At 49.9% G+C, this 18,837-nt stretch carries 27 protein-coding genes and 2 pseudogenes; 9 read left to right on the top strand and 20 right to left on the bottom strand.

The window, feature by feature from the left end; all coding sequences use genetic code 11:
• Positions 1–23: 23 nt before the first annotated feature.
• The 20 genes and pseudogenes from AB8599_RS09150 to AB8599_RS09055 all read right to left on the bottom strand — a co-directional run bounded on the left by AB8599_RS09150 (position 24) and on the right by AB8599_RS09055 (position 14,649).
• Positions 24–2,783 carry a M16 family metallopeptidase gene (locus AB8599_RS09150; protein ID WP_407330604.1) on the bottom strand — a complete coding sequence of 920 codons (2,760 nt, stop codon included), beginning with the start codon at positions 2,781–2,783 and terminating at the stop codon, positions 24–26.
• 195 nt (positions 2,784–2,978) lie between these two features.
• Entirely contained in the window at positions 2,979–4,265 is a 1,287-nt protein-coding gene (locus tag AB8599_RS09145; RefSeq protein WP_407330603.1) for an Arm DNA-binding domain-containing protein, read from the bottom strand.
• Positions 4,265–4,501: an excisionase family protein gene (xisR, locus tag AB8599_RS09140; protein ID WP_407330602.1), complete on the bottom strand. Its 237-nt coding sequence runs from the start codon at positions 4,499–4,501 to the stop codon at positions 4,265–4,267. Before xisR ends, AB8599_RS09145 begins: the two co-directional genes overlap by 1 nt.
• Before the next feature lie 6 nt (positions 4,502–4,507).
• Positions 4,508–4,882 carry a hypothetical protein gene (locus tag AB8599_RS09135; RefSeq protein ID WP_407330601.1) on the bottom strand — a complete coding sequence of 125 codons (375 nt, stop codon included), beginning with the start codon at positions 4,880–4,882 and terminating at the stop codon, positions 4,508–4,510.
• Between the two features lie 59 nt (positions 4,883–4,941).
• Complete coding sequence (locus AB8599_RS09130; protein ID WP_407330600.1) at positions 4,942–5,391, bottom strand: YopX family protein; 450 nt, start codon at positions 5,389–5,391, stop codon at positions 4,942–4,944.
• 157 nt (positions 5,392–5,548) lie between these two features.
• Positions 5,549–5,716 (bottom strand): hypothetical protein, encoded by a 168-nt coding sequence (locus tag AB8599_RS09125; protein WP_407330599.1) that lies wholly within the window; start codon positions 5,714–5,716, stop codon positions 5,549–5,551.
• Positions 5,717–5,828: 112 nt separating this feature from the next.
• On the bottom strand, positions 5,829–6,137 hold the full coding sequence (locus tag AB8599_RS09120; protein ID WP_407330598.1) for a hypothetical protein: 309 nt from the start codon (positions 6,135–6,137) through the stop codon (positions 5,829–5,831).
• Between the two features lie 31 nt (positions 6,138–6,168).
• Positions 6,169–6,705 (bottom strand): phage N-6-adenine-methyltransferase, encoded by a 537-nt coding sequence (locus tag AB8599_RS09115; RefSeq protein ID WP_407330597.1) that lies wholly within the window; start codon positions 6,703–6,705, stop codon positions 6,169–6,171.
• Between the two features lie 8 nt (positions 6,706–6,713).
• A complete protein-coding gene (locus tag AB8599_RS09110; protein WP_407330596.1) occupies positions 6,714–7,079 on the bottom strand; it encodes a hypothetical protein in 366 nt (121 codons plus the stop codon).
• On the bottom strand, positions 7,076–8,167 hold the full coding sequence (locus AB8599_RS09105) for a hypothetical protein (RefSeq protein ID WP_407330595.1): 1,092 nt from the start codon (positions 8,165–8,167) through the stop codon (positions 7,076–7,078). The genes AB8599_RS09110 and AB8599_RS09105 overlap by 4 nt, the downstream gene beginning before the upstream one ends.
• Positions 8,168–8,172: 5 nt before the next feature.
• A complete protein-coding gene (locus tag AB8599_RS09100) occupies positions 8,173–8,625 on the bottom strand; it encodes a zinc-finger-containing protein (protein ID WP_407330594.1) in 453 nt (150 codons plus the stop codon).
• A 63-nt stretch (positions 8,626–8,688) separates the two neighbouring features.
• Positions 8,689–8,871: pseudogene (locus tag AB8599_RS09095) on the bottom strand (DNA translocase FtsK); the annotation flags it as partial.
• A 51-nt stretch (positions 8,872–8,922) separates the two neighbouring features.
• Positions 8,923–9,825 (bottom strand): annotated as a pseudogene (gene rdgC / locus AB8599_RS09090) (recombination-associated protein RdgC); the annotation flags it as partial.
• A 25-nt stretch (positions 9,826–9,850) separates the two neighbouring features.
• Positions 9,851–10,027 (bottom strand): hypothetical protein, encoded by a 177-nt coding sequence (locus AB8599_RS09085; protein ID WP_407330593.1) that lies wholly within the window; start codon positions 10,025–10,027, stop codon positions 9,851–9,853.
• 95 nt (positions 10,028–10,122) lie between these two features.
• Positions 10,123–11,838 (bottom strand): YqaJ viral recombinase family protein, encoded by a 1,716-nt coding sequence (locus AB8599_RS09080; RefSeq protein WP_407330592.1) that lies wholly within the window; start codon positions 11,836–11,838, stop codon positions 10,123–10,125.
• Entirely contained in the window at positions 11,835–12,608 is a 774-nt protein-coding gene (locus AB8599_RS09075; protein ID WP_407330591.1) for a hypothetical protein, read from the bottom strand. Before AB8599_RS09075 ends, AB8599_RS09080 begins: the two co-directional genes overlap by 4 nt.
• A 31-nt stretch (positions 12,609–12,639) precedes the next feature.
• Positions 12,640–13,077: a hypothetical protein gene (locus tag AB8599_RS09070; RefSeq protein WP_407330590.1), complete on the bottom strand. Its 438-nt coding sequence runs from the start codon at positions 13,075–13,077 to the stop codon at positions 12,640–12,642.
• Between the two features lie 100 nt (positions 13,078–13,177).
• Positions 13,178–13,402 (bottom strand): hypothetical protein, encoded by a 225-nt coding sequence (locus tag AB8599_RS09065; protein ID WP_407330589.1) that lies wholly within the window; start codon positions 13,400–13,402, stop codon positions 13,178–13,180.
• Positions 13,403–13,767: 365 nt separating this feature from the next.
• On the bottom strand, positions 13,768–13,947 hold the full coding sequence (locus tag AB8599_RS09060) for a hypothetical protein (protein ID WP_407330588.1): 180 nt from the start codon (positions 13,945–13,947) through the stop codon (positions 13,768–13,770).
• Positions 13,948–13,959: 12 nt separating this feature from the next.
• The gene (locus AB8599_RS09055; RefSeq protein WP_407330587.1) at positions 13,960–14,649 is read right to left on the bottom strand and encodes a S24 family peptidase; all 690 of its coding nucleotides are present in this window, start codon (positions 14,647–14,649) and stop codon (positions 13,960–13,962) included.
• Positions 14,650–14,759: 110 nt separating this feature from the next.
• On the opposite strand from AB8599_RS09055, the gene AB8599_RS09050 reads away from it, so the two are divergent.
• From AB8599_RS09050 to AB8599_RS09010, 9 genes are all read left to right on the top strand, one after another.
• Positions 14,760–15,041, top strand: a complete 282-nt coding sequence (locus AB8599_RS09050) for a hypothetical protein (RefSeq protein ID WP_407330586.1) — start codon at positions 14,760–14,762, stop codon at positions 15,039–15,041.
• The gene (locus AB8599_RS09045) at positions 15,010–15,420 is read left to right on the top strand and encodes a hypothetical protein (RefSeq protein WP_407330585.1); all 411 of its coding nucleotides are present in this window, start codon (positions 15,010–15,012) and stop codon (positions 15,418–15,420) included. Before AB8599_RS09050 ends, AB8599_RS09045 begins: the two co-directional genes overlap by 32 nt.
• Before the next feature lie 17 nt (positions 15,421–15,437).
• The gene (locus AB8599_RS09040; protein WP_407330584.1) at positions 15,438–15,641 is read left to right on the top strand and encodes a hypothetical protein; all 204 of its coding nucleotides are present in this window, start codon (positions 15,438–15,440) and stop codon (positions 15,639–15,641) included.
• The gene (locus tag AB8599_RS09035; RefSeq protein ID WP_407330583.1) at positions 15,641–16,477 is read left to right on the top strand and encodes a hypothetical protein; all 837 of its coding nucleotides are present in this window, start codon (positions 15,641–15,643) and stop codon (positions 16,475–16,477) included. The genes AB8599_RS09040 and AB8599_RS09035 overlap by 1 nt, the downstream gene beginning before the upstream one ends.
• Positions 16,478–16,495: 18 nt before the next feature.
• The gene (locus tag AB8599_RS09030) at positions 16,496–17,179 is read left to right on the top strand and encodes a replication protein P (RefSeq protein WP_407330582.1); all 684 of its coding nucleotides are present in this window, start codon (positions 16,496–16,498) and stop codon (positions 17,177–17,179) included.
• Positions 17,176–17,517 carry a hypothetical protein gene (locus AB8599_RS09025; protein WP_407330581.1) on the top strand — a complete coding sequence of 114 codons (342 nt, stop codon included), beginning with the start codon at positions 17,176–17,178 and terminating at the stop codon, positions 17,515–17,517. The genes AB8599_RS09030 and AB8599_RS09025 overlap by 4 nt, the downstream gene beginning before the upstream one ends.
• Positions 17,507–17,707, top strand: a complete 201-nt coding sequence (locus tag AB8599_RS09020) for a hypothetical protein (RefSeq protein ID WP_407330580.1) — start codon at positions 17,507–17,509, stop codon at positions 17,705–17,707. Before AB8599_RS09025 ends, AB8599_RS09020 begins: the two co-directional genes overlap by 11 nt.
• Entirely contained in the window at positions 17,707–18,135 is a 429-nt protein-coding gene (locus AB8599_RS09015; RefSeq protein ID WP_407330579.1) for a hypothetical protein, read from the top strand. Before AB8599_RS09020 ends, AB8599_RS09015 begins: the two co-directional genes overlap by 1 nt.
• A gap of 115 nt (positions 18,136–18,250) precedes the next feature.
• Positions 18,251–18,835: a DUF1367 family protein gene (locus AB8599_RS09010; RefSeq protein WP_407330578.1), complete on the top strand. Its 585-nt coding sequence runs from the start codon at positions 18,251–18,253 to the stop codon at positions 18,833–18,835.
• The last annotated feature ends 2 nt before the right edge of the window (positions 18,836–18,837 follow it).

The raw sequence follows: 18,837 nt of genomic DNA, 5'->3' as shown, positions 1-18,837 counted from the left end.
GGCAATATCAGCCCGGCTTCTTGTTAGTTTGCTGATGGTAAATTGGTTATTTGATACCGAATAGCATTTTTACTCACAAAACCTGACATATAGCTTTCTAACTCTTCTTTAGTAATGGCTTCCAGCATGGAGTCAGGGTTGGTAACAGCGACAGGATCTGAGCCATAAAGTACGTAGTTGAACATCATTCTGGCTTGTTCTTTGGGTAGAGGCAGCCCATCTTCCAGTGCTTGAGAAAGCTGGGCGACGGTGCTTGAAAACTCCTGTTCAGTAATGCCATCTCCTAACGAGTCAACGACCTGACCAATGCGCTCTTTCGCCTGCTCGCGCTTGAGTAATGACACATTCGATACAAACATAAACATCTGCTGCTTTGCGCCATCAGGCCACATTACAAAGGAATACGGCGAGTAGTCCAAACTCGCATCTTCGCGAATATTTTCAAGTAGTCTTTGCGTCATGATGCGGCCTGCCATATCGGCAATGAATCGATCGCGGGTTGTTTTAGCGGGGGCTGAATTGACCAAAGCAGTAACAAACTCGACGTTGTTACCACGAGGGCCGAACGCGTAAACGATCTCAGTTTTCGATGTTTTGAGGTCTAGGTCGTACTTCGGATTGAGGCCTTTTTCATCAAGCTTAATCCCTGCGAGATATGTGCGTGCTAATGGCATTAGCTCGTCTTCTGAGAGGTTGCCCGCTATCACGATGGTTAGCCCTCGGTTAACCTGAAAAAGCTGTTGATAGGCATCTCTGACTTGCTCTACCGAAACGGATTGATACTCTTCTGGCTTGAAACCATATCGCGGAGACAATGGCGTATAGAAGCTGTTGTTGAATGCAAAAAACGACTTCCCATCGAGAGAGTTATGGAACTGTGTTTGGTTGGCCACAAACGTCGCTTTGTGTTGTTCAAACTTTGCTGCATCCACGGTTGCATGCTGATAGGCTTGATGAAGAGCGGCTAAAAGCACTGGCAAAGATTCTCGCGGTGCTTCCCCGTAAATACCATGCCTATTTTCATCAATCATGGGTTCTAAATAGCTTTTGTTTTTGACCATAAACCGATTGAAGTCAGTGGATGACATTCCACCTAATCCTGTCAGCGCATAAGCGCCGGGTGACATATAAGCGGCAGGCCTTAATGTTTGGGGTAGCGAAGCGATACCGCCTTGAGATCCGGCATAGAGGTAGACGGTGTCTCCGGCATCAGGCATATGTCTGAGGTACACGGTGACATTGTTGCTCAATGTGAACTTGGTGGTATCCGGCGCGACGGATACCATCGCGGTAATATCGCCTTTTGTCTCAGGTTGAGGGAATGCGTCAATGGCATCCGGGAGTATCAGTCGTTGGCCTTTGGCTTGGAAGGTGTCGTTAAAGGCTTTTAAATTCGCAGCAACTTGCTTGTTTGTGTTTCCATCTAGGGCTTGGTTGAACGCCAGTCCCGTAATGGGCTTGACGTCTTTTTTACCTAGCAGAAGACGCAACTGTTTGTTGAAGTATTCTTTGTCCGCAAGAGTGACATAGCGTTTAGAAAGTTCAGTACGCTGAGCTTGAGAAAGCGTTTGAGTGCTGTTTATTAAGTTATTCAATTTCTCGTCAGCAAAATCCCTCGCAGCCCAGTTTTCCTTCATATTTTGCTCGCTATTGGCAAAAGCGGTTTCTTGCGCATCGATTTCAAGTGAGCTGAGGCCATGATCCCTGAGGGTGGCGAGTTCACGGGCCAGAAATGTCATCGCCGCGTCGCGATTGTTGGGTTCAAAAGCCACACTAATCGTTAGCTGGGGTAAACCAAGCCAATACGCCGTCGAACTTGAAACGGATTGAACCGGGGCTTGTGTGTCTAATGCTCTGTCATTTAAGCGCGTGTTGATCGCGTTAGCGAGCATCACTTGATTGGCATATTGTTCAAAGTGAACACCCTCGGTTAACGCATTTTGTTCTGGTTTGAAAATGAGCGTGAAAGATGGGAATTCACTGTCGGCAGCGTTGAGAGTGAGTGGTTCGGTATTGAATTGGGCGAGTTGATCTTTTCTATAGGTGTTCTCTTGATTAGCCCAGCTACCAAATGTTGAGCGAATAAGCGTTTCTATGTTGGCTTTATCAATATCACCGCTAATGACTAGCTCGGTGCGGTTAGGCGTATAGTTGGCCTGATAGTAGTCTTGTAATCTTTCCGTAGAAATATTGGTTATCGACTCGCGAGAGCCAAGTACATTAACATTCCCTTCATAAGCGTCTTCCGCTAATGCAATATGGGCTTTGAAATTGATGGAGCCTACCGTGGCCTCTTGTCGACGAAGTTCGCCAAGTACCACTCCTTTTTCTGCGTTCACCTCTTGCGGTGAAAGCGTTAAGCCGGACGCAATGTCTTTGAACCAATCTAGCGCACGCGGTAAATGGCTGTTATCGGGCAAATCTAGCTTGTAGAACGTCCAATCATGATAGGTGTAGGCATTGAGGTGCTGGCCGAAGTTTAGCCCAGCATCACCAAACAGTTGAATAACATCGTTTTTCGGAAAGTTGTCACTGCCATTAAATGCCATGTGCTCAAGAAAGTGCGCGTATCCTTTTTGGTCCTCATCTTCGTCGATTGAACCCGTGTGTACGAGAAGGCGCAAGGAGACAGGGGAACCGTTTTGTTGTTGTAAATGTACGTTCAAACCGTTGTCTAGCGTCGTGTGCTGCCAAGATGTATCAGGCGCGATGGGGTCGTTAAGCAGCGTTGTGTTACATGCGGTCATAAAAAAAACGGGGAGCAATACAAATAATCGTTTCATCAGGTGGGTTTTACTCTTACATCAACTTTTCAAAGTAAGTTACACAATCGAGCATACGTAAATAGTAGCGATGCCTAAAAATGCGACAGTGTCGTCCTAAAAGCCATGCAATAATATGTAACGTCACTGACTAAATTACACGTTATTTCGTTACATGAAATCACGTTAACCGCCTAAGTGCATGAACTTAAACGATTAACGTTTTTCACTTTTCGCAAATGGGGCATGGATGGGACACTGCCCAAACTTCTTATTGAGGCGATCTGCTTGCACCATTGATTGTGATGGCATGAACTTTCCGTACACTTCTAACACCATCTTTGCGTTCTTATGGCCCATTTGTGCAGCTATCCAACTTGGGTTGGCATCTTCGGTTAGCATCCAACACGCGAAGGTGTGTCGCGTTTGGTATGGGTTGCGTCGGCGTATGCCTGCCCGTTTTACGCAGCTGTCCCAAGCGGTTGATATGCCGTTCGGCCTGTAGTGTTTTGTTGCACTGTCACTTTTGTTTTTTAGCCCTGCTACGAACACCCAACGACAACTATCGACACGCACCTTGTTGCGCTCGCGTGTTTGCACTTCTACTTTCTCTACGGATCTTAGGTAGGTGATCTCGCGCTGACGCTTGAGGGCGTCGATTGCTGGTTGAAGTAGGGTAACGGTTCGCTCTCCTGATTTTGTTTTCGGACAACGGAAACCTTCTTTTGCGATGTTTCGCGTAACACGCAACTCGCCGCGGACCAGATCAATGTCTTCCCAGGCAAGGGCGCATAATTCCCCATGGCGTAATCCGGTGAAGCAGGCGACGGTCCATAGGTTTCGTTCTTGCTCGGTGATAGACGGATGTGTGAGTAAACGTTCAAACTCGTCCATTTCTAGCGGGTCGGGATCACGGCCTTCCTTTTTGACGTGCGAGATCACGGCGAATGGGTTGTCGATGACGTAGTTTGACGCCACAGCAAAACGCCAGATCTCCGAGAAGGTGGATAGGTATTTGTTAACCGTGGACGCGGATCGCCCTTTCTTGTTGGCGCGGTGGGTGTAACTGGTTGTGCCGTCGAGCAAACTATTGCGAAGGGTGAGGGCATCTTCCAAGGTGATTGAACGTGCGAGGCGATCAGGGCCAAGAATATTCACACAGGTTTTGCATTGTGATGCGGTGGCGTTGTGCGTGTCGGCGCTGAGTTCGGCCTCTTTGATTTTTAGCCAGCGTTCAATTAGCTCACTGACGGTAGTGATCTGTTTGCCGCCATCTTTGCCACTGAGCAGGCGGGCTTTCTTTGAGTTGGGGAAGCGTTCGAGGTAATCAAAAACACCGTTGCTGATCTCGGACACGATGACCGCCCGAAGGCGGCCCGCTTTTTTGATGTTGCTGGGTGTGTGACTCCAGCCTTTTAAGGTTTCTTTGCAGCGCTGGCCGCGATACATGAACCAAAGGCGGATTGACGTACCGCGAACCTCTACGCCTTCTGGTATTGCCATTATGCTACTGCCTTTTGGTTGTCAAAGCGGCGGTCAATTTCAGCGTGGTTGTAAACATAGCTTCTTGCATTTCCACTGCCTTTTGATGACGTGCGTTGATATTCAATGCCTTCACGCCATACGTGGTTTCGGTAGTTTTCGATTTCACGCGAGGTCATGCCTGTTTTGGCGATAAGCAATAATTCTTTGATCCATTTACTGGCTTCTACTTGAATAATAGCTGCGGGTTCTTTCATTGGTCGTTACCTTATTAGCTCGGCAAGGCGTTGCTTGCCGTGGTCGTTGTAGTGGAAGGTTTGTATTTGTTTGCGGGAATTGGCGGCTTGGTCGAGGCGCCATTCTCCGTATTGCTCGCACTTGACGCCGTGTGCGTTGGCGGTTTTCCCTACCTTTTGCGCTGATACACCTAGCTCTTTGGCTATGTCGGTGGCGGTGTGTAGCTTGGTGGTTTTTACGGGCATGTCCCAGCCTGCTGTTATCAGTGCGGTGATGGCGGTATCAGACAGGCGACAAACGGATAGCAGAGCCAGTGCAACGTCTAGGCTGCATGGCTCGCAATAGGACTCAAAGGTTGTATGTGTTATTGCGTCGGCTTTTTGGCATCGTGTGCAGTGCATGGCGGCTACCTCCATGCTTGAAGGTAGCCTTGCAGGGTTTGGGTAGGAAGGGGCTGTGGTTATTTAATCAGACCAGGGTTGTGGTGAATGTTGCCGATAACTTCGCATCTGTATCCGCGAACGTTAATGGTTGACTTGTGCCTTGTCCATTCTGTATCGCACTCAATAATATCTCTGGATTTACATTTATTGAGCACTACTCCGCTAGACGCAGTAATTGAGGCCACACCAATAAACTCCATCTCACCGCATTCATCACTCATGTAGCCACCAGACCATTCTAAGTGCTGTGCAATAATGTCACCCTCGTAAATCTCAACGCCGTTTTTGTCTTTTAGTCCGGTAAATTGCCCTACTGTTCCAGATTTGGTGAGATGGTTTCGGTAATCTCCGAACTCATCTTTTAAAACTATCGCCTCATACAAATCGCCGCCAGGTAATACTTGGGAAAAGTAGTGGCCGTATACAAATTGCTCACCCCAAAGGCCGCGGAACTTGATCTGTCTCATAGCTCACTTCTCCAGGCTTGCAGGCTTATGCACCTTACCTTGGGTCCAATGCAGTGCTATTGCACCGCAAATCAAGAATGTATCTGGCAATATGTCGCCACTCGCCAAGGCGATAACGCATAGCGTCATAAACAATATTGCTATCATCCGTATTCCCCTAAAGCGCGTGCATTTCGTTGATTTCTTTCATCATATGATGCCATTCAGCATCGCGGATACGGCTTCGTGTTACGGCTTCTTGCGCGGTGGGCTTTTTGCTTTGACTGCGCTCGCGGCGGCGTGAATGTGCGTTGAACGGCGTGGGTTGGTCGTTACCTTTTCTCACGGCGTGGTTTCCTTCTTCGGTTGGTCGTTGGTTTGGTTTCCGGTTTGCGAGCGCGTGAACGCTCGCGCTCGTTGGCGAGAAAGCCTTCGAATAGGTTGGTGATGATCTTCATTTAAAGGTCATCTTCCCAGTTTGGCGGTACATTGATGTTTTTAATGCCCGTGATGAAAATGCCTAAATAATTCGCATCTTCCATCGAAAAACCAATTTCATTGAGGAATTTGGCATCTACATGGTCGTTTTCTTCAATGATGGTCCTAAGTAGCAGCGTGAGTCGCTGTGAAACATGGTTTTCGTTATAAACGGACGCGCTGACGATCTTTGCTGGCTTTCCGTTCGCTTCGAGAATCGGGTTGAATGGGTGGCTGCCATCTTCGTTCATGACAACCCATGTCATGTATTTCTGTTCGTAAGGCTTCACTGGTCGTTACCTCTAAGAAGGGATAAGGCCGCTATGCGGCCTGTTGCAGTTGTGTTCCCATGGCGATGAGCTTGTCGCGGTCAATGTAGCGAGTAATCACCGGGTAGTCGTTAAATGGTCGCCAGATAATGAACTGACTGCCTTTGTTGTTGCCTTTGACGGGCAAGCCTGTTGAGGCATTGATAAAGGCGATTCGCCCTCCGGTGATGATCCGTACTTCTGCGCAACTGCGCAGTGACTCTTTGAACCAGCCGACACTTTGATCTTGCGGTATTAGCATGACGCAGCCTATGCCGCGTTTGGCTTGCCGGTTTGCCTGATCTACCCAAGGTTTGATATTGGAGTAGGGCGGGTTGCACCATGCGTAGCTAAGAGTGGGCACGTCCCATGCTTTGCTGAGTCCGCAATTTTCTTCGGTGTGGTACTTTTCGCAGAGGTGGTTTTCGTCACTTGCTGCCACGTCGATCGCGAAGTTGAACTCTTTGTCGAGTGCATTAAAAATGGCGCTTGGTGTGCGCCATTTGTCTCTATGTTCTGGGGGCGTGTTTGAACCTGTGTAATCGGCCATTATTCCTCCTAATGCTTACATTTGCAGTCGTCACAAAGTGGGCGTCCGCACACGAACTGCCCTGCGTGTGCACAAGAGTTCGTTGCCAGACTTCCGCAACTACATCGCTCCTGATGCGCTTTGCACTGGCCGTTGTCTAAAATGTCTGTGCATTTGCACTGGCCTTGCCAGGCTTGGGAGAACTGGCAAGTGACTTGTGGCGGTAATACTGACTGCTTTGCTGTGCTGATCTCTGCACTGAGTATGGTGTACTGCTTTTTGCGTATGACGCCCGCAAACTCGATGCCGCCAGCAAATTGAGAAAGGGCAAGCTCGATGCCCTTTGTCAGCCCTGCTTTGTAGCCTTTGTCGTGACCTTTTTTGAAGTGGCTCATGCTGCCTTCTCCGTTGTCTGTTCTTCCCAGATTTCGACATACTGCATACAGGTTTGGTGTACTGCGGTGGCGGTTTTGATGCCCATGCCTTTGACGTGTTTCACGGTCGCTTCTGGGACCATGCGGCAAAGTTCGTATAGCGTGTGAATGTTTGCGGCATTGAGCTTTTCGAGGTCCTTTTCTTTAATGCCGTAAACGTCGGACAGCGGTACCGACATTGACCATTCCACTTTCTCAACAAGGGCAGGGTGCGTCTTCTCGCAGCGTGCGCGGATCAGCTCTGCTAGTGCATCGTTCAAATCTTCCGGCCAGTGCTGCGCTATTTCGTCGCATTTTGGATAGAACGGATGTAGCCAGTCTGTGACCATGACTAAAATATTGACGCCGATATTGCTGCGTACTTCGATATGCCAGTTTAGATCGCCGAGCAGTTCGATAGGTTGGCCGTGTAGCTTGGTTGATAGCCCCCACTCGTATTGATAGATGTAGAACTCTACGCCTTCGCTGCCTGCATACGCTTTGTTTTGGACGGTGCCGTCGTTGTGCGTGCGTGCTTCGCGAAGGTGTTCCAATTCTACGTTCATGTCTTTGATGAGCGTAGACAGCTCGGTAACTTGGTACTTGAGTGTGGACGTTCCTTTTTTGAGCGTTTTGTTTTCAACGCTCAGGGTGCTGATGGACTTGGTTTTCTCTTGCACCTGCTTTTTGAGATCGACGTTTTTCTTTTTGAGCCCGTCTGGGTTGAGCTCTTTAAGTCGGTTCAATTCGGCGCGAACGGTTTTTAGTTGGGATAGCTCCATTTCCGCTTTGGTTAATTTGACGTGAATGGCGGACACTTCGTCTTTGCGCTGGTTGTTGGCGGCTTCAAGCTGTGACTTGAGTGATTCGACTTGGAGCATAAGCGAGGCTTTTTGCTCGTCGAGCAGTTCTAGGTGATCACACAGTTCGTCGTGTTCGTCGGCTTCTTTGTTTAGCAGTGCGTTAATGCCCGGCACTTGGCGTTCAAGTAGGCCTTGTACGTTGGCAAGTTGGGTGTTCATGGAATTAACTAGGTTGCTGATGGCGCTGGTCAGGGTTTGGTCTTGCATGGTCGTTACCTTTTGCTCATTTGGTCTAAGTAGATTTCACGGCTTGCTTGTGCAGCTGCTTCGCACATTGGGGCGTCGAACCATCCGAAGTGACATTCTTCCTTCTCGATCCCGAGCTTGCTTGCGAGTGCCGTGTATGCTTCATTGCGTGTCATTAGATTCGATTCAAAAAGGCGCTCAAACGTAGGCTTATGCTCTTTTCTGGCGTCGCGTGTCATTTGGTTTGCCAGCGTTCCGAGTGGAATGTTGGTGAATGGGTGCATACCAACGTAAGCGCGGCAACCTGTGCACAAGTACAGCCAAGGCCACTCGCCGTATTCGCGTCCGTAAATGGCGCTATTTTTCACGGCGCTTACCTCGCCAGTGCAGTACCGGCATTCTGTCGGGGCTGGAAGTGGGTTCTTGACGCGTGCGGTCGCTTTTTTGCTGGGGTTCCAAGGCGTTTTTACTTCGGTCATGGTCGTTACCTCAAAAGAAACGGACCGCAGGGGCGGTCCGTGGTGGTGAATGTGTTGATGGTGTTACTCGGGAGCAATGAGCACTTCGCGGGTACTGTCGCTAGAAGGCGCGGAGACTACGCCTTGTGCTTCCATCATTTCGACGAGCCTGGCCGCTCGGTTGTAGCCAATCTTAAACTTGCGTTGGATACCAGATACTGAAGCCCGGCGTTCCTCTTTAACCCAACTTACAGCTTGATCATAGTAATCATCTTTGCCTTCGCCTAAGAATGGGGAAAGTGAGGCGTCGCACATTTCCAAGCCGTCAAGCGAATCGATGATGCCTTTGAAGAATGCGCTGAGCTCTCCGGCCATCAAAGCGAAGTCAGCATCTATGCGCTGCGCTACATCTTCTCGGTCTATGTCGGCATTCTGGTCGCGTAGATCTTCTGCAAACTTAATCTGCTTAATTTGCAAATTGTCTGTGAGCATGAATTGTAATCGGTCTTGCCAGTCGAGCTCGAGCTTGGTGACCACCTTTTTAGCATCAAGGTGGGCGAGCACTTCGTCACTCGATAGGTCTTGGTTTTTACAGCGAATGATTCCGCCCTGCTCCAAAATGTCTTTCAGTTCGGCGTTTTGACCAATGGTAAAACCCATTGCAGCAATGCCTGTTTTCACCCACTCGGTCATTGCTAATTCTGCTGGTCGCTTACAATCAAGCGGCACAACTGGCAGGCTTCCGATTGACTTACGAAGCAAGGCGAGTGCGTCTTCTGCCTTTTTGCTGCTGGATGCGTCCACCACAATGAGGTTCTGTTTAGGCAAAATCAGAATCATGGTGTTTGTGAATCGAGAGAAGGCGCGCGGCAGTAAGTCGATCATCAAATCGTCTTTCAGCCAGTCTTTCTCTTTCTTCTTAAGCGGTCGGCCTTCCGTCTTTTCCATTGCCTCGACTTTATTGTCGAGGGCTTCTTTCACTACTGGACCGGGAATGATTTTTTCTTCCTGACGAGCCACCATGAAAATGGCATCGTTCACCACGTGCGTGAGTAAGTCGCCGTGTTTGTCAAGGACAGTGGACCATCCAAATTTTCTGAAATCCTGACTGCCACATTTAGTGAAGCGAAAGTCCTCAAGGCGTTGCTCTAACAGAACAGGGTCAAGGTCAATGTTTCGCGTGATGCGATAGGGTGTTGCGTTTTTTAACCATGTTTTCATTTGGTCGTTACCTCGTAGGTTTGGTTTAGTTTAATCGGCGGTATAAGTGGTTGGTGTATCGCGCTGGGATATGCGTTTGGTGAATGATGATGAGCGCTGTGTCTGTTGTGTAGTGCACATCTATCTTGATATTCCGCTTACGGTACTTTTCAACCAGATCCTTCGCCTGATTCTTTGGCACGGTCTGCGTTTCGTATTCCACGGTTTTTCCTGATTGTTAAAGAGCGAGATTGAGAAGGGCACTCGGTGAATGCGCTTTTCAATGCCCCTGTACGTCAGGGGCTAACGTTTTACTGTTTAAGCGGCTTGGTCGGTAAGTTGCGACATGGCGTCGTCATAGCCGGACCAGTTATCCACACCACCTGCTTCGAGTGCGGCTAACTTGGCGTCTCGCGCTTGCAGTTGGCGGTACTCTCTCATTGAGATTGAGATCATGCTGTTGTCCAGCTGCTGCGATACGCTAGGGGCGACCTGCGATGCGCGTTGCATTTGCGGGGCAGACGTGGTCTTTGTTGCTGCATTGCTCGTAACAGGCGCTTGTTGAACTTGTTGTTCTTCGTAAGCACTTACCTTTGGTTGAGGCTGCGAATCGGCTTCTGCTTTCGCATTGGCCTGCTGCTCTGCAATGAGTCGTTCGCGCTCTGCTTCTTTTGCTTCTGCCTCTACTTTTGCTTTCGCTTTGGCTTCTTCTTCGGCGCGAATACGTGCACGCTCTGCTTCAAGGCGTGCTTCTTCGGCGGCTTGGTGATCGGCAATGCGCGATTTAACCAGTGCGGTGAAGTCATCATTGGCTTTAAAGGCGATCTGAGCCCAATCGTTGAACAAGAACAAGTGATTAGTGGCAAGCGTGTTGCGCGTTTCTTTGTTCAGTCGAACTGTTTTGGCAATGCCTTCTGCTTCAATTTTCGATTGTGCGACGGCAGTGTCGGCGGCTTCTTGCAAGCTGGTGACGGTTTTCTTGCCTTTCATCGCGTCGATGATTGATACCGCAGGGGCTGGCATGACTGCGCCAATCTCGGTTGATAGCGTGTTTAGGTACTCGCGCAATTCCGTGGTTGCAGCATCAAGGATCTGCTTGCGGATTTCTTCTTTACGCGCTTTTACTTGTTTGTCAGTGGCCAGTCGCGCCTGGCGGATTTGCTCACCGATAAATGCCAAGTCTTTGCTGAAAGTGTCAATGTCTTGCACTTCACCGAGCACTTGTTCTGACAGGGCTTTGATTTTCGTCTCTGCGCTTTTGAAAACCTTGACTTGGGCTTCTGCGTTAGCGAAGTCTTGATCCGTTTCAATGGTTTTTTTGGATTGTTCGACCAAGGCTAACGCGGCTTCTTTGAAAACGTCGATATTAGAGTGCAGTGACAGCCCTTCCATGCGGTAGCTGATAGCAGGGAGATCACGCACTGGCTCGGCTTCTACTTTCTCTTTTACGGGCTCTGCATGGTACCCAGACAGATCAACCATAAATTGATGCCAGCCTGTGAGCAATGCGGCGCGGCGTTCTGGCTGCGAACGGTATTCACAGTGGTGGAAGTTATCTTCTGTGCCGTCACTGCACACGAAAACGGCGTGTTCTGCACCTGACACCAGAAGCTGTTGCTCTAACTGCCAGTAGTAGTGCGGCTCTAAGTCACCTGCAATCACTCTTGCTACGAGTGATTGATTAAGCAGCTTGTGCTCGAAAATTACGTCATCCATCATGGTGATGCCATCGAACGACGCCAGTAGGGGAATACCGTCTACCGTTAGCGTGCCTGTGGTTGGGAAAAGTTCGTCACCGATCAGGGCCTCTACCAATGGACGTGCGGCGTCTTCTGCTGCGTGGCCTTTGTCAAAGATGCGCTGCTGGGCTAAGTTCACTTCTTTTGATTCGCCCGTTGCTTTTTGGCGCAACAATTCACCGCGAGTTTGGTATTTGCTTTCGCCCATCATTGCTGGCGCTTCTGATGCGGTGAAGTGCTGCGCACGAACATCGTGCCACTCTTGTGAGCCTTGGGTTACGTTAATAATTTTCATGCTGCATTCTCCTGATTTGCGGTGACGTTAAAGATGGCTGATTTTTGTGCGTCGCTTAACAAGCCTTTGCTTTCAACGGTGGCAATAATTTGCTCGGCGGTTTTTTTGCCGTTTTGAATCGCCGATGCCCACTTGGTGAAATTGGTTTTAAACTGGTCTTCAGGGTAAGCCGGTTTACTTTCCAGTAACTCCGATTCTGGCTTTGGCTGGCTTGGTGTCACGTCGCGCTCTGTGCGGTTGACAGGAATATCCTGTGACTCTTCCGCCAAGCTGATACCGCGAAGGCGATCCGCATATGCCTTACGGGCCGCGAAACCAAACGCGCGCCATTCCAGCATTTTCTTGGGGTAAGATTTCCAAGTGTTGCGCCCCCAAAGGCCCGCGTTCTCAGCGTCCACTTGCGAGAACTCGCCGGTGAACGACACATGGTTGCCATTAATTTGGCGAACAATGGTGCAACGGGCCGTCATGGTGTTGGCGCAAAACTCGTCTTTGATGTCTACCAGGTCTGGGGCAGACATGATAAGAGCGCGGAGACCGTCACCCCAGATAGATGGGCGTCCGTTTACCACGGCGATGTTTTGCAGCGATTGGACAGGTTTCAGTCCAAGCTCTGCGCCCATTTGGACAGCAACGAGAACATTACCCGGCTTGCCTTGGTAGTCCTTTGGCACCATCTCAGAGCCTGCCATGATTTCAGCCATGCGCATGGCTTCTTCAAGAGATTGCGGCGTAAGAGAAAAGCCGCTTGTGGTTGCTAGTTGAGTCATTTGGTCGTTACCTCGATTTCTATTGGGTTGCTTATGCCGCGGCTGAAATCGCATTTTCTTCACGCATGAAGATGAACGCTTTTTCAATCGCCGCTTGGTTTTCTGGAAGTTCAACAAAGTCGCGTACGCATTCGAGCGCTGTGCTGTGTTGGTGGTCAAGGTTGCCGAGCAAAATAAATAACGCCTGCGGCAGTGTTGGCGTGCCAACTTTCAACTCAAAGTCATTGTGTTCACCACGAAGCGCAAAGCGAAATAGCATTTTGGCCGCTACGCCTTTGGCATGGCCAGCAATGTAGTAGATGAACAAGTCATCAAACTTCAAGCCGCCGCAGTCGTGGCCGCGAGCGAGGTTTCCGCACACGTACTCTTTAAACTCAGCCAGTGCCGCTTCGCGTTGGTCTTGCGCGTCGAGTGCGTTGGTGTTGGCGGCTATCTGGCCGTCAAGGTGGTTATCAAATCCTAATTTCATGGTATGATCCCTTTTGTGGTGCGTGATACTGGTCGTTGAACGTGCCCGCCAAGTCACTTCTGGTTACTTGGTCGTTACCTCGGTGGTTTGTACCTGGTCGTCAAACCGCCTCTTGGAAGTGAGATTCTTGGTCGTTGACCACTTCCCTTAAATGCCCCGGCTTTTGCTGGGGCATTTTCGTTTCTGGTACCACAACCACGTTAAGCTGTTGCGGTGCTAGGTGCCTGAATAGGCCTACGGCTAAATCAAATTCCAACCCTGCTGCACAAGTGCCTTTTTTATCCAGCTCGGCTTGCGTGACTTCGATAATGATTTTTGCGTCCATCATCTTCTCCTTTGGCTTTTTAAAACCGATTGGCTTTAAAAAGCGCCCTGAATGGAGTAACAGGGCGAAGCAGTGGTTAGTATCGGTTTGCCGTTCTCTCCGAGCTGTCACAGGTCTTTCCCCGTCGCCAGAATTGTCGTTTGTACCTGATGAGCAGTTTCGTTAATCGTTAATGTTCATCATCCCAGCCCCTGACAATGTTGCTGTCTCGACTGGTTGATTTGAAGTGTAGGTTTTTCTACATAATCGGTCAATGGGGTGTTTGTAGGTTTTTCTACAAATCGGCGTATTTTTTTGACTCCCATCACACTGACGTAAAAAAACCCGCACGTTGGCGGGTTGGGTGGGTGTTTTTTTGTGCGGGTTTACAGCAGGGGAAATTTTTTGCGGCAAACAGCGGTGGCGAAACTGAGCATTTTCACATCGGGCTGTTTTTTCATTTCAGACAGCACGCATTCTTCATAGCTGGCGTCGCGCAAGGAAAGGAACGCAAGTGTTGCGCATAAGCCAACAACGGCGGCGGCTATAACAAAGCGGGTTGGCATGGCCCATTCCTTCTATATCGGTTTTACATGGGCAACAACGGTACCGACCAGCCGACAGTTGCCGTTGATTTTGATGTATTTCAACTCGGGCGGGAAGTTCGGGTTCAGTGCTTTAAGTAGTTTCTTGCCGTCGAGTATTTGCAGTTGCTTAAACGTGGCTTCGGCGGAATCTTCCAATTGCGCGATCACGAACTTGCCGTGGAGGGGTTCTATCTGATCGGGGTCTACATAGATTAAATCCCCTTCTTGGAAGCGGTCTGTCATCGAATCGCCGCGAACACTGAGAATAAAGGTGCGCGGACCGCAACGCACCGGGCAAGGGTAGTATTCGTAATCGTCGTGCGGGTATTCGCTGATCGCGGAAAATGCGCCTGCTTGTACCCATGAAATTAACGGGCACTTTTGCTCCACGGGTGGACCTGGCGAAACGTTGGTTACTGCATGGCCTTGTTGTGCCTCTTTTGGCTCTTTGCCAAAAACCAGCCATTCGGGGTTGCATTTCAGTGTTTTCGTCAATGCCAGCAAGACTTTATCTTTCACGCTGTTTTGCACACCAAGCTCGATGTTAGACAAGGTGACACGGTTAAATCGAGAATCCGTGACATGCTTGCCGATGGCTTTGGCGAGTTCTTCTTGTGTGAACCCCAGCTCCTGCCTTCTGATTTTTATACGCTCGCCTATCGTCATTTTTCCATCAATCATTGTTTTTGCTAAGGATGCCACGTTTCTTTAAGTGTTTTTCTACGTTAGTTTTTCTTCTTTGTGTTGCTTAAAATTGTATGGAAATCTACAATTGTGTTTTGGAGGTGACTATGAATGACCCGCTTTATGACATTCTCCTCGACGTTTACGGCTCCGAAGCTGAGATTGCGAGGGTTTTTAAGGTTGAGCGTGTGACGCATTGGCGAAATCGAGTGCCGGAACATGCCGCCTTTAAGTGCCACTTCTCCCCAAAAGTACCTTACACCTACGATGTTAGCGTGTATGGCAATGATTGGAAGGGGCTGGGGCTCGACTTAAATAACACCGTTAACCTAACGACCAACTTTGAGGTAACGACCAATGACCAAGAGCTTCATCAAAACGCGGCTTGAACGCCTTGAACAAAACCGCCTGATCGGTAAACCCGGTCTGTCTATGAATGAAATCCGAGATTCCCAAGTGAAGGTGCGCTTTACGGAAAACGAGAGTGATTTGCTCACCCTGGTTAGCCAAAAGATGGGCCAGCCAAAGGCGGTGATCTCGAACGTGCTGATGATGGACGCCATCATTGACCTTCTTGCCAGTGACGACCAGCTCTGTGAAGAAGTGATGCAAGCATGGGCGGAAGATAAGCGCCCGACGTTGGACTTCTTTTCTGAAATCAATGCGCGAGCGACTGAAACGCGTGACTTCTTTGACGGCGAATGCCGACGTGTGGAATCCAGACGCGTCGATGACATTGCCCGTTTGCAGATGGCGAAGGGGGAATAACCGTGAGTGAAGCGCTGATGAAATTTCTGCGGGGCGAAAGCTCCGCGGAGTCTCTAAAAAATGATGCTGACTTTTGCCAGTTGGTGATCGATAAAGCGGCGGCGCGTCGGGGTTTGCGCCCCGATCAAGTCAAGTTGTCGCTGATGACGCAAGCCATGTCAGACCCTGCAATGAAAGGGGCTGACGTTAACTTAACACCGGAATGTCAGGGGCTTCACTGATGGCGAACCATCGCGTTCTTACTGAGTTGATGGGGCAGGGTGCAAACCTGTCTGTGCCTCGTATTCTTGTGCGTTTTTTCAAGGGTCAGTTCAACACGGCGGCAGTGATGAGCCAGCTTGTGTTTTGGTCTGGGAAATCGAGCCGCAAGGATGGATGGTTTTATAAGTCGCAAACGGAGATTGCTGACGAATTATGCCTGTCTCGCGATCAGGTAAAACGTGAAATCAAGAAGATTAAGACTGAATTTGAAGGCGTGGTGAGCACCAAACTTATCAAAGCGGATGGCGCGCCGACGACGCACTTCAAAATAGAACTAGATCAACTACTTGAAGCGCTAACGCCCGTTTGTGCGGAATCGCCCAACCGTTTGGGCGGAATCGCCCAATCCAATGGGCGGAATCGCCCAATCTATAGATTGGGCGAAAGCGCCCAATCTATAACAGATCCGATACAGATCCGAACAACAGATCTAAATACATATGTTTCTGAAAAACCGTCTCGTTCGAAAAAGAAATCCAAGCCGTTGAGCTTTCTTGACCTGACCAACCTCGAAAGCGTGGGACTGGAAAAACTGAACGTTGAGGCATGGGAGCAATGGCTGACTTACAAACGTGACGACATCAAGGTTCCCTACAAGACGTCTCGCGGCGAAACAGCGAAAGCAAAAGCGTTGATTAAATTATCTGGGGGAGATATCGCCGCGCAGCAACGTTTGGTGGATAACGCGATTGACTCCGAGTGGAAGGGGATTTACGCGTTGCCGAAAACCGTCTCAACGGGCATTTCTGAGGCGGACTGGAATAATACTGACTGGACCAATGATTTAGGGCTGTAAGCCCGGAGGTAACGACCAATGACGACCAAATCTGTAACAGCACTCGCCGCGAACATGCAGCAAGCGGGACGACCATCCGCCAGTGTGTTGTCTTCTGTGCCGCTGCGCTCAACCGATTCGTTTGCGGGTGAGGTGATCAACGCGGTGTTCAATGAATTGAAATCGACCTTCCCAGCATGGAAGAATTTTTTCCGTACTGCCGAGGAATTGGAATCGGCAAAGAAAACCTATTGCAAGGCGATAATGGAAGGCGGTGTGAGCAGCATGACACAAATTCAGCGTGGCTTAACCAAGGCTCGCGCTCAGCAAAGTGACTTCTTCCCCAGCGCAGGAAAGTTTGTGGGCTGGTGTGTGGATGATGAAACGTGGCGCCCTGCGTATGAACGCTTCATTTCGCGAAAGAAGGCCAGTGATTATTTTGAACGCTTGGTACGTGGTGAATGCGGCTTCTCTGTTCGTCAGTTGCCAGCACAGCAGGCGGAAGACGCGTTTAAACGTTGCTGGGCAAAGTGGAAGGCAAGGGAGGCCGCAGGGGATCTACCCGAAGAACGTGTGATGTTGACGACGCATAGCGCTAAGTCGGCGTCGGATGTTCGCCGTGAACAAAATGGTTTGCCACACCCTAGCCAATTCCCTAAAAACTCTGCAATGGCGCGAGTGGCCGCACGTGCGCTGAAACTAAATCGAGGTAACGACCAATGAAAAAAAACACACCTTCTCAAGAACAAATCGACACCATGCGTAAAACGTTGGCGGTGAATGGCTTTGAATCTTTCCTTCGCCATTTGTCGGCTTGCTACAAGAACAGTCACTCTAACGCAGTGCGCATGATCTCAGGCGCAACGGGTGCGGTGGAAGTGACGGTGCGCAAGTGGAAAAAAACGGGCGTCACCAATGAACATGCGGCGAAGGCGTTGTGTGAGTTGGCACGAACGCACGGCTTTTACTTCGGCTTGCATATGCTGCGCCCGACCGATGCGGTGTGTGTGGCGTGGATTGACCGCGATGACCGTGTGTTAGTGGAGAAGTATGCAGCATGACAGAGCGAAGACGGTGGCGCTGCTGGACGCGGCAGGCATGATGCCTGTGGTGAGAGAGGTAGCGAAACGGTTTGGTGATCACGGACGACTGACCAGTATCGCCGTGATCACACCCAACGGCAGTGCGTATGTCGGTAACAAACCGAAAAAAACGAAACGTGTTGCAGCACTTGAGGTAACGGTCAAGTGATGCAGCCATTATCCATAACCTTGCCGATGATGGCAGGGTCTGAGGTAACGACCATGATGAAAAAACCGCACCCTATCAAAACGCCTATCAAGGAGTTTATGGCGATCAAGGCGGCAATGGCGATGCTCACTAAGTCGGGCCATTTTACGGTGAACACGAAAACGCAATTTGGGCGTGTGATCAAGATGACGGTGGGCCCTGCGTGGAAGACGCTGCGCCAGATTGAAGCGGACATTGCTTTTTTCTTTCCCTGCGATCCCGATACGCAAGCAGCCATTTCTGCCAGGCTGCGCGAAGTGGCGCCGTCGAACTCGGGCTTAGTGAAGCAGCGACGCCATTACACCAGTGATAACGGCAAGGTGGTGTATGTGTATCGCTTAGTGCCGTCGGCATGGCTGGCGATGAGAAACATCAAGGAGGCGGCATGAGTATGTCAGAGTTTGGGCTGGGCGCGTGGGCTGTCGGTGCATTGGTGGTGTACGTGCTGTGGGTGGCGTCAGATCTGTACAAGCATGATGACCGTGACCATTGGGATGACCAGTAATGGCGCAGTTGAACTTGGTAAAAATTGACGGCGGCTTTCTGATCCCGCACACGGATGAAGACAAGGCGCTGATTGATAAAAAACGCATTGGTACCGTGTTGACGGCGGATTTCCGTGAGACGCGAAACGGTAAGTTTCACCGTAAGTTCATGGTGTTGCTGAAACTGGGTTTTGATTATTGGACGCCAGTGGGCGGCACGGTGTCACCGCATGAGCGCAATTTGCTGTCTCGCTTTGCGGCGGAGTTGGCGAAGTACGGCGGCGAACATCAAACCTTGCAAGACTTGGCGAGTGGCTTTCTCGATGGCATGGCGCAAAAACGCGCCAATCTGGAAGTGGAAAAGAGTTTTGAAGCCTACCGCAAGTGGGTGGTGATGGAAGCGGGGTTTTATACCGTGGCCCATTATCCGAACGGGACGGTGCGCAAGGAAGCGAAGTCCATTTCGTTCGCCAAGATGGACAACAACGAGTTTGATGAACTGTACCGAGCGTGCGTCAACGTGATTTGGAACCATACGTTGTTCGCTTACTTTGACAGTCAGGCGGAGCTAGACGCTGCCGTCAACCGACTGATGGGGTTTTAGCA

It is taken from the genome of Enterovibrio litoreus, from assembly GCF_045679545.1.
Taxonomy (GTDB): Bacteria; Pseudomonadota; Gammaproteobacteria; order Enterobacterales; family Vibrionaceae; genus Enterovibrio.
This window is presented reverse-complemented; position numbering and strand designations above follow the sequence as displayed.